The 15,622-nt window shown below is 69.9% G+C and carries 13 protein-coding genes; all 13 read left to right on the top strand.

All coding sequences use genetic code 11. The features are described from left to right. Positions 1–237: 237 nt before the first annotated feature. A complete protein-coding gene (gene folC / locus AC068D_RS06815) occupies positions 238–1,749 on the top strand; it encodes a bifunctional tetrahydrofolate synthase/dihydrofolate synthase (protein ID WP_478821876.1) in 1,512 nt (503 codons plus the stop codon). A 5-nt stretch (positions 1,750–1,754) separates the two neighbouring features. Beyond that, positions 1,755–2,120: a DUF4233 domain-containing protein gene (locus AC068D_RS06810; protein WP_478821875.1), complete on the top strand. Its 366-nt coding sequence runs from the start codon at positions 1,755–1,757 to the stop codon at positions 2,118–2,120. A gap of 154 nt (positions 2,121–2,274) precedes the next feature. Beyond that, the gene (gene ndk / locus AC068D_RS06805; RefSeq protein WP_478821874.1) at positions 2,275–2,688 is read left to right on the top strand and encodes a nucleoside-diphosphate kinase; all 414 of its coding nucleotides are present in this window, start codon (positions 2,275–2,277) and stop codon (positions 2,686–2,688) included. Positions 2,689–2,951: 263 nt separating this feature from the next. Beyond that, entirely contained in the window at positions 2,952–3,971 is a 1,020-nt protein-coding gene (locus AC068D_RS06800) for a rod shape-determining protein (protein WP_478821873.1), read from the top strand. Between the two features lie 149 nt (positions 3,972–4,120). Continuing rightward, the gene (gene mreC, locus AC068D_RS06795) at positions 4,121–5,128 is read left to right on the top strand and encodes a rod shape-determining protein MreC (protein ID WP_478821872.1); all 1,008 of its coding nucleotides are present in this window, start codon (positions 4,121–4,123) and stop codon (positions 5,126–5,128) included. A 17-nt stretch (positions 5,129–5,145) separates the two neighbouring features. Beyond that, a complete protein-coding gene (gene mreD, locus AC068D_RS06790; protein WP_478821871.1) occupies positions 5,146–5,814 on the top strand; it encodes a rod shape-determining protein MreD in 669 nt (222 codons plus the stop codon). Between the two features lie 19 nt (positions 5,815–5,833). Next, positions 5,834–8,002: a penicillin-binding protein 2 gene (mrdA, locus tag AC068D_RS06785; protein ID WP_478821870.1), complete on the top strand. Its 2,169-nt coding sequence runs from the start codon at positions 5,834–5,836 to the stop codon at positions 8,000–8,002. 3 nt (positions 8,003–8,005) lie between these two features. Beyond that, a complete protein-coding gene (gene rodA, locus AC068D_RS06780; protein ID WP_478821869.1) occupies positions 8,006–9,205 on the top strand; it encodes a rod shape-determining protein RodA in 1,200 nt (399 codons plus the stop codon). 461 nt (positions 9,206–9,666) lie between these two features. After that, positions 9,667–11,373: a CYTH and CHAD domain-containing protein gene (locus AC068D_RS06775; RefSeq protein WP_478821868.1), complete on the top strand. Its 1,707-nt coding sequence runs from the start codon at positions 9,667–9,669 to the stop codon at positions 11,371–11,373. Positions 11,374–11,482: 109 nt separating this feature from the next. Next, on the top strand, positions 11,483–13,417 hold the full coding sequence (locus AC068D_RS06770) for a TIGR03960 family B12-binding radical SAM protein (RefSeq protein WP_478821867.1): 1,935 nt from the start codon (positions 11,483–11,485) through the stop codon (positions 13,415–13,417). A gap of 363 nt (positions 13,418–13,780) precedes the next feature. Further along, positions 13,781–14,146, top strand: a complete 366-nt coding sequence (locus AC068D_RS06765; RefSeq protein ID WP_478821866.1) for a hypothetical protein — start codon at positions 13,781–13,783, stop codon at positions 14,144–14,146. Positions 14,147–14,271: 125 nt separating this feature from the next. After that, positions 14,272–15,036 carry a TIGR03936 family radical SAM-associated protein gene (locus AC068D_RS06760; RefSeq protein WP_478821865.1) on the top strand — a complete coding sequence of 255 codons (765 nt, stop codon included), beginning with the start codon at positions 14,272–14,274 and terminating at the stop codon, positions 15,034–15,036. Between the two features lie 286 nt (positions 15,037–15,322). Then, the coding region (locus AC068D_RS06755) for a hypothetical protein (protein WP_478821864.1) at positions 15,323–15,622 on the top strand (300 nt) is incomplete at its 3' end.

Genomic DNA, 15,622 nt, shown 5'->3' with positions numbered 1-15,622 from the left:
GCGGGGCGGCCCGGGCGGGCCCGACGGTCGCCGGGCCCGCGCCTGTGACCGGTCCGCCGACCGGGACCGTTCCGTTCGCACAGCAGACCCCCGGAGCCACGCCGGCCCCGGGGGTCTGCGCATCTGCACCCCCATGTCCCCCGGACGGCAGGGGGACATACCGCGGAGGAACGGCGCACACCACGTTTCGGCCCTGCTCCCGTCGGGACCCCGGCGGGGCCTCCGTAGACTGGCAGCGTGAGTGAGCAGCAGCCGCGCCCCTTCGATGAGCCCGATGAGTTCGACGAGATCGTCGACGCAGAGACCGATCGTGACCCCGACCTGGCGGTGATCGAGGCCGGCAGCCGTACGCTGCGCACCCAGGCCGGACCGCCCCAGGGCGACCAGGTGCCGTCCCGTCCGGCCGACCCCGAGGTGGACAAGGCCTTGCGCGAGGTCGAGGCGGATCTCGCCACCCGCTGGGGCGAGACGAAGCTCGAGCCGTCGGTCGGCCGTATCGCCGCGCTGATGGACGTGCTCGGTGAGCCTCAGCGGGCCTACCCCTCGATCCACATCACCGGCACCAACGGCAAGACCTCCACGGCCCGGATGATCGAGGCGCTGCTCGGCGCCTTCGAACTGCGCACCGGGCGGTACACCTCACCGCACGTCCAGTCGATCACCGAGCGGATCAGCCTGGACGGCGCGCCGATCGAGGCCGAGCGTTTCATCGCCACCTACGACGACATCAAGCCCTACGTCGAGATGGTCGACGCTTCCCAGGAGTTCAGGCTCTCGTTCTTCGAAGTGCTGACCGGTATGGCGTACGCCGCCTTCGCGGACGCACCGGTGGACGTGGCCGTCGTCGAGGTCGGGATGGGCGGGAGCTGGGACGCGACCAATGTCATCGACGGTTCGGTTGCCGTGGTCACTCCGATCGACCTGGACCACACCGACCGGCTCGGCACCACCGCGGGTGAGATCGCGGGCGAGAAGGCGGGCGTCATCAAGCAGGGCGCGACGGTGATCCTGGCGCAGCAGCCGGTGGACGCCGCTCAGGTCATGCTGAAGAAGGCCGTCGAGGTGGACGCGACAGTGGCCCGCGAGGGCATGGAGTTCGGTGTCGTGTCGCGTGAGGTCGCGGTCGGCGGGCAGCTGCTGACGCTGCGCGGGCTCGGCGGGGAGTACGAGGAGATCTTCCTTCCTCTGTACGGCGCCCACCAGGCGCACAACGCGGCGGTGGCGCTGGCCGCGGTCGAGGCGTTCTTCGGCATCGGGGAGCAGCACGCGAGCACGCTCGATGCGGACACGGTGCGTTCCGCGTTCGCGTCCGTCGTCTCGCCGGGCCGCCTTGAGGTCGTGCGCCGGAGCCCGACCGTCGTCCTGGACGCCGCGCACAATCCCGCGGGAGCGCGGGCGGCCGCCGAGGGCATCACGGAGGCGTTCGGGTTCTCACGTCTCATCGGTGTGGTCGGGGCGAGCGGGGACAAGGACGTGAAGGCCGTCCTCGAGGCGTTCGAGCCGGTCTTCACGGAGATCGTCGTCACACAGAATTCCAGCCATCGGGCGATGAACGCCGACGAGCTGGCAGCGATCGCCGTGGAGGTCTTCGGCGACGAGCGCGTAGTCGTCGAGCCACGCCTGGACGACGCGCTGGAGGCGGCGATCACGCTGGCCGAGGAGGAGGCGGAGTACTCGGGCGCGGGCGTCCTGGTGACCGGCTCCGTGATCACGGTCGGCGAGGCCCGGCTGCTGCTGGGGAGGGGCTGAATCCCATGCGTACGCTCTGTGCGTCCACTCTGATCGGTGAGTTCTTCGTGATCGGCTTCGCCGGGCTGGTGGCGATGAAGGAACCCGGCCTGACCATGACCACGGTCTGGACGGTCTGCGGCGTCGCGATGCTGCTGTCCGTGCTGCTGTGCGGAATGATCACCCGTCCCGGCGGGGTGCAGCTCGGCTGGGCGCTGCAGCTGGGGCTCGTGGCCAGCGGATTCGTCGTCCCGATGATGTTCATCCTGGGTGCGGTGTTCGCCGGTCTGTGGTGGGCCTCGGTGCACTACGGGCGGAAGATCGACGAGGCCAAGGCCCGGTGGGCGGCGCAGGAGGCAGCCGGGGCATCCCCAGGGCCTGACGCTGCGTGACGGGTCACCCCTGCCGCCCTGTAGCCTCTGAAGTGCAGCAAGACCCATTTCCCGTATGACCCTCATTCCGGGACTCGTCCGGGATGCCATCTGAACCCGTCTCCGGACTCGTCCATGGACTCGCCCTGAGACCCGCACTCGAAGGAGCCCGCCCGTGAGCCAGCGCACGCTCGTCCTGCTCAAGCCCGACGCCGTACGCCGCGGCCTGATCGGCGAGATCATCGGCCGCATCGAGCGGAAGGCCGGCTGGCAGATCACCGCGCTGGAGCTGCGTGAGCTGGACCAGGAGACCCTGGAGCAGCACTACGGCGAGCACAAGGGCAAGCCCTTCTACGAGCCGCTGGTCGCCTTCATGTCCTCCGGCCCGGTCGTCGCCGTGGTCGTCGAGGGCGAGCGTGTCATCGAGGGCGTGCGCGCCCTGGCCGGCCCGACCGACCCGATCGCGGCCGCACCGGGCTCCATCCGGGGCGACTACGGCACGATCGTCCGGGAGAACCTGATCCACGCCTCGGACTCCGAGGAGTCCGCCATCCGGGAACTGAAGATTTTCTTTCCGGGTCTTTCCTGATTGATCGTCAGCCATCCAGCGCTCGTACCTGGGGCGACCGAAGGAATTTCGGTCGCCCTTCGGCATACGTGCCGCGATTGCGGGAACGCATCGCTCCGACTCGGCGTCACCCTTATTGAGGTGGGCCCAGCGCGCGGTGTCCGTGAAGGCGGCACTACGATGGAAGCCTTCACGCCGCAGCACCCTCCTCGCCGACCTAATAAGCCATCAAAGCTCGATTTGGGAAGGCCCGACGCATCCTCATGGGAAACAAGGGGAACTCAATGTCGTTCATCGGCCGTGACATGGCTGTCGACCTCGGGACCGCCAACACGCTGGTGTACGTCAGGGGTCGTGGGATCGTCCTCAACGAGCCGTCCGTCGTCGCCATCAACACCAACACCGGCGGCATCCTCGCGGTGGGCTCCGAAGCCAAGAAGATGATCGGCCGCACGCCCGGGAACATCGTGGCGGTGCGCCCGTTGAAGGACGGCGTGATCGCCGACTTCGAGATCACGGAGCGGATGCTCCGCTATTTCATTCTCAAGATCCACAAGCGGCGCTGGGCGGCCCGCCCGCGCATTGTCGTCTGCGTGCCCTCCGGTATTACCGGTGTTGAGCGCCGCGCCGTCATCGAGGCGTCCACCCAGGCCGGTGCCCGCCAGGTGCACATCATCGAGGAGCCGATGGCCGCTGCCATCGGAGCCGGTCTCCCCGTCCACGAGGCCACCGGCAACATGGTGGTGGACATCGGCGGCGGCACCACCGAGGTCGCCGTGATCTCGCTCGGGGGAATCGTCACGGCACAGTCCATCCGGGTCGCCGGTGACGAGCTCGACAATGCGATCATCCAGCACGTCAAGAAGGAGTACAGCCTCCTTCTCGGTGAGCGGACCGCCGAGAGCATCAAGATCACCATCGGTTCGGCGTACGACCTCGACAAGGACGAGCACACCGAGATCCGCGGCCGCGACCTGGTCTCCGGTCTGCCCAAGACGGTGGTCATCTCGGCCGCGGAGGTGCGCAAGGCCATCGAGGAACCGGTCAACGCGATCGTCGACGCGGTGAAGACCACGCTCGACAAGTGCCCGCCGGAGCTGTCCGGCGACGTCATGGACCGCGGGATCGTCCTCACCGGCGGCGGCGCCCTGCTGCGCGGCCTCGACGAGCGGCTGCGTCACGAGACCGGCATGCCGATCCACATCGCCGAGGATCCCCTGGACTCCGTCGCGCTCGGGTCGGGCAAGTGCGTCGAGGAGTTCGAGGCGCTCCAGCAGGTGCTGGACGCCCAGCCGCGCAGATAGCGGCACAAGCGGATCCTTCCCCCGGGCCGGGTCCGGTCCGGGGGACGCCCCGTATGGGCGCTGCCGACCCATACGGACGATCGTTGGTATAACGGCACAAAGCAACGGCACGCACACACATTCCGACGAGGAAGGCACGGCCGCCGCACGTGAGGGACACGAAAGAGAGCCGGCTGCTCCTGGTCCTGCTGATCGCCATCGCGTTCGCGCTGATCACGGTGGATATCCGCGGCGGCCAGGAGTCACCGGTGGACGGCGCCCGGCAGGCAGCCGCCGCAGCCTTCGGACCGGTCGAGAACGGCGTGGCGGCCGCAGTCGATCCGATCGGCAACGCCATAGGCGCGATCCGGGACTCGGGGGAGCGCCACGACCGCATCGCCGTTCTGGAGCGGGAGAACACGGCCCTCAAGGCACGGCTCGGCAGCGACGACCGCAACCGCAGCCGGATCCGCCAGCTCGACGACATGCTGAAGAAGGCGGCCAACGGGCAGTACGGCATCAAGGCCGCGGAGGTCATCGCCATAGGAGCAGCCCAGGGCTTCTCCTGGACCGTCACCATCGACATCGGTTCCCGGGACGGCATCCAGCGCGACATGACCGTGCTCAACGGTGACGGGTTGGTCGGCCGGGTCACCACCGTCGGCCCGGACACCGCGACCGTACTCCTCGCCAACGACCCGGACTTCACGGTCGGTACCCGCATGGAGCGCACCGACGAGCTCGGCTTCGCCACCGGCCAGGGCGACCGGCCGCTCTCCGTTCAGCTCCTCAACGGCAAGGCGAAGGTGCACAAGGGCGACCGGCTGGTCACCTTCGGATCGCAGGCCGGCAAACCGTTCGTGCCCGGGGTGCCGGTGGGCGAGGTCGTCCGCGTCGACCCCTCGAGGGGCGACCTGACGCGCAACGTCTTCGTCCGCCCCTACGCCGCCTTCTCCAAGCTCGACATCGTGGGAGTGGTGGTCCAGGCGCCGCGCACCGACCCGCGCGACTCCGTGCTCCCGGCCAAGCCGAAGCCGACCCCCACGCCCACCGTCACCGTGACGGTGACCCCGTCGCCGAACGGCAGGGGCGCGGACGAAGGCCCGGGCGCCGGCACGGACGTGGGCACCGGCACGGACACCGGCACAGGCACCGGCGCGGGCCGGGACGACGAGTAGCAGGAGGAGTGAACACCATGCGCTTCAACCGGATGCTGCTCTCCACCACCCTCGTCGTGGTCGCACTCGTCGTCCAGGTCACCGTCCTCGCCCGCCTCCAGCTCCCCGGGGCCGTCCCGGACCTGCTGCTGCTCGTGGTCCTGGCCCTTGCGCTCGTGTACGGACACACCAGCGGCGCGCTCATCGGCTTCGGTGCGGGCCTGCTCGCCGACCTGGCCCCGCCGGCCGACCACGCCGTGGGGCGCTATGCCCTCGTGCTGTGCGTCATCGGCTATCTGGCGGGTCTCGTCAGGCCGGAGAGCGGCAGGCTCACCTCGGCCACGGCACCGATGCTCGTGGTCGTGGGTGCCGCCATCGGGTCCACCCTGCTCTACGCCGGCGTCGGAGCCCTGGTGGGCGACACCGCCGCCCGCCATGTCGGCCTCGGCTCATTGCTGTTCACCGCGGCCGTGTACGACCTGCTGCTCGCGCCGTTCACCGTGCCGCTGATCATGGCGCTCGCCAGACGCGCCGAGAACGACCCGCTCGCCGACAGCCAGTCCGGCGCCTCGGACGTGTCGGGCGGCTGGACCTCGTTCGGCACCGGACTGCGCATCGGAGGCCAGCGCGGCGGCGGACTTCGGGTGAAGGCGGCCAGGAACAGAGCGTCCAGGGCCGGACGCATCAAGGGAATCAAGCGACTGTGACCGAGGGGGCATCGCCAGCGTGACCAACATCCCCGAAACCGGGCGGACACCCCGGGTCCAGATCCGGCTCGTCGTCATCCAGATCCTGGTCTTCTCCCTCCTCGCCACCCTCGGCGGCCGTCTCTGGTACATCCAGATCCGCAACGGTGAGGAGTACGCGAAGGAGGCGTCGGGCAACGGCGTCCAGCAGGTCGTCCAGCCTGCCGTCCGCGGCTCGATCCTCGATGCACGCGGTGTTCCGCTCGCCGACAACGAGACCCGCCTCGTCGTCTCCGCGTCCCGCACCGAGCTGATGAAGATGAAGGACGACGGCAAGGGCGTCCTCACCAGGCTCGCAGCGGTCCTCGGCCTGAAGCCGAAGGACGTCATGGACAAGGTCCGGCTCTGCGACGCCAAGACCCCGCAGCCCTGCTGGAACGGTTCGCCTTATCAGCCGATCCCGGTCACCGACGAAGCCACCACCCAGCAGGCCCTGCAGATCCGGGAGCGCGCGGAGGACTTTCCCGGCATCACCGCGGAGCCCACCGCCGTACGCCGTTACGGTGCGCCCGGCAAGGCCAACACCGCGCAGGTGCTCGGCTATCTCTCGCCCGTGACCGACGAGGAGATCGAGAAGGCCAAGGACACCGACTCGCCGTTCCTCCGTTCCGACCAGGTCGGCCGCTCGGGGCTCGAGCGCAGCTACGACAAGGAGCTGCGCGGCAAGGCCGGCGTCACCCGCTACGAGGTCGACAACCTCGGCCGGGTCATGGGCCAGGCCAAGGCGGACCCCGCCGAGCCCGGAGCCAACGTCGTCACCTCCATCGACGCCCGCGTCCAGGCGGTCGCCGAGTGGGAGCTGAACCACGCGATGAAGGAAGCCCGCAAGGTCTTCGACGACAACACCAACGAGAACTACAAGGCGGACTCCGGCGCCGTGGTCGTCATGGAGGCCAAGACCGGCCGTGTGGTGGCGATGGCCTCGCTGCCCCACTACGACCCCAACGCCTGGGTCGGCGGCATCTCGGCCAAGGACTACGCCAGGCTCACCGGCAAGAAGTCCAACTTCCCGCTGCTCAACCGGGCCATCCAGGGACAGGCGGCTCCGGGCTCCATCTTCAAGGTCATCCCGACCACCGCCGCCGTCAACGCAGGCTACGACTTCAACGGCCGTTACCCCTGCCCGAGCTCGTACTCGATCGGCAACCAGGTCTTCAAGAACTTCGAGTCGCAGGGCCACGGCAGCATCACCCTCGGCCAGGCCCTCGAGGTCTCCTGCGACACCGTCTACTACGCCCTCTCCCACGAGCAGTGGAAGAAGGACGGCGGTATGAAGCCCAAGAAGAACGCGAACGACTGGTTCTACAAGACCGCCCACCAGTTCGGCCTCGGCGCCGAGACCGGCATCGATCTGCCCAACGAGGAGACCGGCCGGGTCCCCGACCGCCGCTGGAAGCAGAAGTTCTGGGAGGCCAACAAGGACTACTGGTGCAAGATCGGAAAGAAGGGCGGCAGCTACGTCCAGCAGCTCTCCTACGAGAACTGCCTCGAAGGCAATCTGATGCGCGCCGGTGACTCCGTCAACTACTCCATCGGCCAGGGCGACACGCTCGTCACCCCGATCCAGATGGCCGCGATCTATGCGGCCATCTCCAACGGTGGCACCCTCTACGACCCGACCGTCGGCAAGGCGGTCGTCAGCGCGGACGGCAAGCGGGTGCGGCAGATCAAGCCCACGCCGCACGGCAAGCTGCCGATGAACGCGAAGACGCGCGACCTGATAGACGAAGCCCTCGCGGGAGTCGCGACCCGCGGTACCGCCGCCTGGCGATTCGGCGGCTGGCCGCAGGACAAGATCCCGATGCACGCCAAGACTGGCACGGCCGAGGTCCACGGCAAGCAGACGACCTCGTGGTTCGCCACGTACACCAAGGACTACTCGATCGTCATGACGATCTCCCAGGGTGGTACCGGCTCCGGGGCATCGGGCCCCGCCGTGCGCAACATCTACAACGCGCTGTACGGGCTCGACATGGAGGGCAACCAGGACCTGAAGAAGGCCCTGCTGCCGAAGCCGCAGAAGACGCTGCCGAAGATCCAGCCGGACGGCTCGATCGACGCCCCGAAGATCAAGCCCTACGCCCCTCAGAAGCCCAAGCCGGAGGATCCGGTGCTCGCAGGTCCGCCCGCCACGGGACGGAGGGACTGAGCCGTGTCCGGAACCCTTCGTTTCTCGGTCTCGCGCTACGGGCCCGAGCGCGGCCCCTGGGCCAGGCTCACCGCCCGCGACTCGATGCTGCGCCGGCTCGACTGGCCGATGCTGCTCTCGGCCCTCGCGCTGTCGTTCATCGGCGCCCTGCTCGTGTGGTCGGCGACCCGCAACCGCACCGAGCTCAACCAGGGCGACCCGTACTACTTCCTGTTCCGCCACGCGCTGAACACCGGAATCGGTGTGGCCCTGATGGTCGGCACCATCTGGCTCGGCCACCGCACACTGCGCGGCGCCGTGCCCGTGCTGTACGGCATCTCCGTCCTGCTGGTCCTGCTGGTCCTCACCCCGCTCGGTGCGACGATCAACGGCGCGCATGCCTGGATCGTCATCGGCGGCGGCTTCTCGCTGCAACCCTCCGAGTTCGTGAAGATCACGATCATCCTGGGCATGGCGATGATGCTGGCGGCGCAGGTCGACGCGGGCGACCACGACCATCCCGACCACAGCATCGTCGCCAAGTCGCTCGTCCTTGCGGCCGTCCCCATGGCGATCGTGATGCTGATGCCGGACCTCGGCTCGGTCATGGTGATGGCCGTGATCGTGCTCGGGGTGCTGCTCGCCTCCGGCGCCTCCAACCGATGGGTTCTCGGGCTGATCGGCACCGGTGTCGTGGGCGCCGTCCTGGTCACGATGCTCGGACTGCTCGACGAGTACCAGATCAACCGCTTCGCGGCCTTCGCCAACCCCGATCTCGACCCGGCCGGCGTCGGCTACAACACCAACCAGGCACGCATCGCGATCGGCTCGGGCGGACTGCTCGGCACCGGCCTCTTCAAGGGCTCGCAGACGACCGGTCAGTTCGTGCCGGAGCAGCAGACGGACTTCGTCTTCACCGTGGCGGGGGAGGAACTCGGCTTCGTGGGAGCGGGCTTCATCCTCGTTCTGCTGGGTGTGGTGATGTGGCGGGCCTGCCGGATCGCCCGCGAGACAACCGAGCTGTACGGCACGATCGTCGCGGCCGGCATCATCGCCTGGTTCGCCTTCCAGTCCTTCGAGAACATCGGCATGACGCTCGGCATCATGCCGGTCGCCGGGCTGCCGCTGCCGTTCGTGTCGTACGGCGGCTCGTCCATGTTCGCGGTGTGGGTGGCCGTCGGACTGCTCCAGTCGATCCGGGTCCAACGGCCGCTGACGGCCTAGGGCCTCTCGTTCGGACCTTGCCGGGCTCGCGTGCCCCGGCACGCACGTCGTCGGTCGCCCACGCTCCGCGTGGGCTCCTTCCTCCGCCTTGCGATCGCACGCACCGGACCCGCTCACCGATCCAGCCCGATCCAGCCCGATCCAGACGAAAGACCCTGGGACTGGTCCGCAGAACAGCGTCGTCCGCCCGAAGGGCGGGGCCTGAGGCGTTCCGTGCGTCCGGCGCGCGGGGCGCCGGGCCGAGGGGGCGCCCCGCACCCGGACGTACTCGGTCGGGCCCGGCACACGGCGGGGCACCGAGGACGGCGTCGACATATCCTGACCCGCCGTTCAAAGGCGCGGGTCAGCAGGTGTGTGAGGACCGGCAGCGACGGAGTCCGACGGACGACCGACCGGGGGCAAGGGGCGGTGACGGCCGGGGCGTACTGCCGTACCCGCGTCCGGGCGACTAGATTCGGTTCATGGCGGACACGAAGCGAGAGATAGAACGCAAGTATGAAGCCGAGGCCGGGATCCGGCTGCCGGACCTGACCGGTGCGGGCGGGGTGTCGGCCGTCACCGGCAAGGGCGTCGTGGAGCTGGATGCCGTCTACTACGACACCGCGGAGCTGCGCCTCGCGGCCGACGACATCACACTGCGCCGGCGCACCGGCGGGGACGACGAGGGCTGGCACCTGAAGTTCCCGGTGTCCACCGGCATTCGGGACGAGATCCGGGCGCCCCTGGCCGACACCCTGCCGCGTGCCCTCGCGGGCCTCGTCCGCTCCCGTACGCGCGACGCCGCAGTCTCCCCGGTCGTGCGCCTGCTGTCCTCCCGTGACGTCAGCCATCTGGTCGACGAGGACGGTGAACTCCTCGCCGAACTGTCCGTCGACACCGTGCGCGCGGAACGCCTCACGGCAGGCGGCGGCACGACGTCCTGGACCGAGATCGAGGTCGAACTCGCCGACGACACCGATCCGGCGGTGCTCGACGCAGTGGACAAGCGCCTTCGCAAGGGAGGTGTCCGTCCGTCGTCCTCGAAGTCCAAGCTGGCCCGCGCCCTCTCGGAGACGGAGCCGACGGAGCCCGTCCCCGCCGCGGCAGCCGCCGCCTCGGCGGCGAGGAGCGCGGCGGAGCGAGGCGCCAAGGCCTCCGCCGGTACGGCGGACACGGGGAGCACGGAGCTGCAGTCGTCCCGCGACGCCGACGCCACACCACGGCCGGACGCCAGGTCGCACAAGGCCCCCAAGGCTCGCGACGCCGCGGCGAGCGTCCGGGACCGCGGCGCACGGCTCGGCTCCAAGGACGCCGGGGAGCACGTCCTCGCGTATCTCCGGGAGCAGCGCGACGCGATCGTCGCCCTCGACCCCGCCGTGCGGCGCGACCTCCCCGACTCCGTGCACCAGATGCGGGTCGCCACACGCCGGATGCGCAGCGCCTTCAAGACGTTCCGGAAGATCGTCGACCGCGGGGTCACCGACCCGATCGGGGACGAGCTCAAGTGGCTCGCCGGTGAACTGGGCGTCGCCCGGGACCAGGAGGTGCTCGCCGAGCGGATGCGCGGGCGGATCGGCGAACTGCCGAAGACGCTGGTGCTCGGCCCGGTCCGCGCCAGGCTGCGGATCTGGGGCACCGCGCATCGCGCCGATGCGCGACGCCGCTCCGTCGCCGTGCTGGACACCAAGCGCTATCTCGCCCTCCTGGGCACCCTGGACGCCCTGCTCGACGAGCCGCCGCTGCTCAAGGCGGCCACTGCCAGGCCCGGCGACGCCCTGCCCAAAGCCGTCCTCAAGGACTACCGGCGCCTGGCGGGGCGAGTGGCGCACGCACTGGGTCTCCCAGCCGGTCATGACCGCGATCTCGCCATGCACGACGCACGCAAGGCCGCCAAGCGTGCCCGGTATGCCGCCGAGGCCGTGACTCCCGCGCTCGGAAAACCGGCGAAGAAGTTCGCCGCACGCATGAAGGCCGTACAGACGGTGCTCGGGGATCACCAGGACAGCGTCGTCGCCCGCGGAACCCTCCGCGACCTCGCGATCCAGGCCCACGCGGCCGGCGAATCCGCGTTCACCTGGGGACTTCTCCACGGCAGGGAGGAGGCTGCGGCCGCCGAACGGGAGCGGGAGCTGCCGGGCGTGTGGGAGGAAGCCTCCCGGCCCGGGCTGCGCAAGGCGCTCCGGACCTGACGTCGCTCCGCGCGGCGGCCCGACGGTGCGGGCCGCCGCGCGGACAGGAGGGCCCTGCGATCGGGTTACGCTTGAGAGTCGCTCCCTCTGTCAGCCACGAAGGTTCCTGATGTCTGCCGAGTCGGTCTTCCCACAGCTCGAAGCTCTGCTCCCGCATGTGCAGAAGCCCATCCAGTACGTCGGTGGTGAGCTGAACTCCACCGTCAAGCCGTGGGAGAGCTGCGACGTGCGCTGGGCGCTCATGTACCCCGACGCCTACGAGGTCGGCCTGCCCAACCAGGGCGTCATGATCCTCTACGAGGTGCTCAACGAGCGCGAGGGCGTCCTCGCCGAGCGCACGTACAGCGTCTGGCCGGACCTCGAGGAGCTGATGCGGGAGCACGGCGTCCCGCAGTTCACCGTCGACAGCCACCGACCGGTGAAGGCCTTCGACGTCCTGGGCCTGAGCTTTTCCACCGAGCTCGGTTACACCAACATGCTCACGGCCCTGGACCTCGCCGGTATCCCGCTGGAGGCCAAGGACCGCACGATCGACGACCCGATCGTCCTCGCGGGCGGCCACGCGGCCTTCAACCCCGAGCCGATCGCGGACTTCATCGACTGCGCGGTCATCGGCGACGGCGAGCAGGCCGTTCTGGAGATCACCGAGATCATCAGGGCCTGGAAGGCCGAGGGCCGGCCCGGCGGCCGCGAGGAGTTGCTGTTCCGGCTCGCCAGGACCGGCGGGGTGTACGTCCCCGGGTTCTACGACGTCGAGTACCTGCCCGACGGCCGCATCGGCCGCGTCGTACCGAAGAAGTCGGGCGTCCCGTGGCGCGTGTCCAAGCACACCGTCATGGACCTCGACGAGTGGCCGTACCCCAAGCAGCCGCTCGTCCCCCTCGCGGAGACGGTCCACGAGCGGATGTCCGTGGAGATCTTCCGGGGCTGTACGCGTGGCTGTCGCTTCTGCCAGGCCGGCATGATCACGCGCCCCGTGCGGGAGCGGAGCATCACCGGTATCGGCGACATGGTCGACAAGGGGCTCAAGGCGACCGGCTTCGAGGAGGTCGGGCTGCTGTCGCTGTCCTCTGCCGACCACAGCGAGATCGGCGACATCGCCAAGGGCCTGGCCGACCGGTACGAGGCGGACAAGATCGGGTTGTCCCTCCCGTCCACCCGCGTGGACGCGTTCAACGTCGACCTGGCCAACGAGCTGACCCGCAACGGCCGTCGCTCCGGCCTCACCTTCGCCCCCGAGGGCGGCTCCGAGCGCATGCGCAAGGTCATCAACAAGATGGTCTCGGAGGAGGACCTGATCCGCACCGTTGCCACCGCGTACGGCAACGGCTGGCGCCAGGTGAAGCTGTACTTCATGTGCGGTCTGCCCACCGAGACCGACGACGACGTGCTCCAGATCGGGGACATGGCGGTCAACGTCATCGCCAAGGGGCGGGAGGTCTCCGGCTCGAACGACATCCGCTGCACGGTGTCGATCGGCGGATTCGTGCCCAAGCCGCACACCCCGTTCCAGTGGGCGCCGCAGCTCTCCGCCGAGGAGACCGACGCCCGACTGGAGAAGCTCCGCGACAAGATCCGCGGCGACAAGAAGTACGGCCGCTCCATCGGCTTCCGCTACCACGACGGCAAGCCCGGCATCGTCGAGGGCCTGCTCTCCCGTGGCGACCGCCGCGTCGGGGCCGTCATCCGTGCGGTCTACGAGGACGGCGGCCGCTTCGACGGCTGGCGCGAGCACTTCTCGTACGACCGCTGGATGGACTGCGCGGGCAAGACGCTGCCCGCGTTCGGCGTCGACGTCGACTGGTACACCACCCGCGAGCGCACCTACGAGGAAGTCCTGCCCTGGGACCACCTGGACTCCGGTCTCGACAAGGACTGGCTGTGGGAGGACTGGCAGGACGCGCTCGACGAGACCGAGGTCGAGGACTGCCGGTGGACGCCGTGCTTCGACTGCGGTGTCTGCCCGCAGCTCGGCCTCGACATCCAGATCGGCCCGACCGGCAAGAAGCTGCTGCCACTCAGCGTGGTGAACGGCGGCAGCTGACCGACGGGCCCCCTCAGAACCACTCCGGAAGTGGGTGGTTCCGAGGGGCGGGGCATTGTCGGTACGAACGCCCGTGAAACCCATGCCCATGGTTTCCGGGCGATTCCTGCCGCATTCGGCCCGTGCAACTGACCGTGCCCGGCGGATTCACGGACGGCCTCAGCGGTGGCGCACATTCCGCCGCCGTCGGCATGCTGATGCTCCTTGACTGCGTTGATCACCCGGAGCGGCCCCCGGCGTGCGGTCGCTCGGCTCCCGGCGCCCTCGACGGCGGTGCGGGCCCATGGGACGACCGGTCCGAAACGTTCGCCGGCTCCGTCATGAAGACGATCACCGGCGACACTCCGGCGAAGGCCCGCCCGTGTGGAAACGGCTGCCGGCCGCGCACTGAAGTGGCTCGGCCGGAATCTCCTCGGCCGGCCGGCGGCCTGGACCTACCGCAACGTCTGCACTCCGCTCGGCCACTTCGTGCGCGATCAGCTCTGGACACCCGCACGGCGGACCGCCGCCGAGGCCGGACGAGTCGTCCGGGGGGCGCTCGCAGCGGCCCGCGAAACCGTGCGGCAGGCCCGTCGTGAGGCCTGGCGGGTACTGGTCGGCGGACCGCGCCCGCCCGAGGCCGTGGAACCGGCACGGGCCCGCGAGCGTAATCTGGGAGGTAGGCAACACACACAGACCGTCCCCGGCGCGGCGCCCGGACCCGAGATCTCCCTGCACAAGCGGGTGTGAGCCGGGCGGGCCCCACGGGGACACCGCAAGCCACAGAAGGGCGGCGCCCCACCGCGCACGCCCCGCACCGAGGAGAAGAACCACTGGGCAAGCGACAGCCCGAAGGCCCGCCGCCCGCACCCGCGGTGCAGCGCATCCGACTGCGCTACACCAAGCGCGGCCGCCTCCGGTTCACCAGCCACCGCGACTTCCAGCGCGCCTTCGAGCGTGCGCTGCGCCGGGCCGAGGTGCCCATGGCGTACTCGGCCGGCTTCACCCCGCATCCGAAGGTGTCGTACGCGAACGCCGCGCCGACCGGCACGGGCTCCGAGGCCGAGTACCTGGAGATCGCACTCACCGAGGCCCGGGACCCCGAGAAACTCAGGGCCCTGCTCGACGAGTCACTGCCCGCCGGGCTCGACATCACCGACGCGGTCGAGGCACGCACGTCGGGCCTCGCGGACCGGCTGACCGCCTCCGTCTGGGAACTGCGGCTCGACGGCGTCGGTGTCGAGGACGCCGAGCGTGCCGTGGAGTCGTTCCTCGCCGCCGAGACGGTGGAGGTGCAGCGCAAGACCAAGAACGGCATCCGGACGTTCGACGCACGGGGTGCCGTGGCCGGGCTGAGGGCGGACTCTCCACAGGCTGATAGGCCGGGAGAGGGGCCCTGTGCGATACTGCGGCTGGTTGTGCGGCACGTGACACCTGCCGTGCGACCCGACGACGTCCTGTCCGGTCTCCGAGCTGTGGCCGACCTGGCGCCGCCGGTCCCCGCAGCGGTGACCAGGCTGGCGCAGGGGCTCTTCGACGAGGAGTCCGGCACGGTGACCGACCCGCTCGCGCCCGACCGCGAGGCAGTCACGGCCGCCCCAGCCGATCGCTCAGGGGTCGCCGGACTCGCCTCCCCCTAGCTCCGCTGGGGGGATCCCCAGCGACGGCGCCTGCAGGTGCCGGTCCCGCGTAGGGGCAGTCGTCGAAGCGCCGCCCTCGTACTCGGGAGCCACCTGGGTCGGGCAGCGCGCAGACCAGGAGACTTTCGCCAGGCCGTGCGTACATCGCGTACGGAACCGGCGAGCCAGACATACAGCTCCCGTGCGGCGCCCGCGCCCCGGACAGCGGCCTCCGCGCATCACGCGGACGTGCCGCCGGACCGGAACCAGACGCGGCGCCCGGGAGCGTGACGGGAGAACCGCCCGCATGCTCGAGCAGAACGTCCCCGGTACGACCGGGGACAACACAGAAGACAACGAGAACTCCACCCCCAGCGACACGCTGCCGCCGCGCCGCCGTCGCCGCGCCGCTTCGCGCCCGGCGGGCCCTCCGACGGGTGCCGCCACGGTGGAGAACGTCACCGATGTGACCGCGTCCGTCGCCGCGGCCATACCGGCCGCGCCCGCGGAGGAGACAGCCTCCGCGGAGGGCGCCGCGACCGTGGCCGCCGAGGCGCCCGCGCCGCGTACGCGTCGTCGGGCTGCTCGTAAGGCGACCGCGCCTGCG

This window comes from Streptomyces sp. NPDC043861, assembly GCF_056435905.1.
This window is presented reverse-complemented; position numbering and strand designations above follow the sequence as displayed.

Bases quoted from the DNA above. Each gene is read 5' to 3' on its own strand.
- AC068D_RS06810 (WP_478821875.1), top strand. From the start codon at position 1,755: ATGCGTACGCTCTGTGCGTCCACTCTGATCGGTGAGTTCTTCGTGATC.
- AC068D_RS06800 (WP_478821873.1), top strand. From the start codon at position 2,952: ATGTCGTTCATCGGCCGTGACATGGCTGTCGACCTCGGGACCGCCAAC.
- mreD (WP_478821871.1), top strand. From the start codon at position 5,146: ATGCGCTTCAACCGGATGCTGCTCTCCACCACCCTCGTCGTGGTCGCA.
- AC068D_RS06775 (WP_478821868.1), top strand. From the start codon at position 9,667: ATGGCGGACACGAAGCGAGAGATAGAACGCAAGTATGAAGCCGAGGCC.
- AC068D_RS06770 (WP_478821867.1), top strand. From the start codon at position 11,483: ATGTCTGCCGAGTCGGTCTTCCCACAGCTCGAAGCTCTGCTCCCGCAT.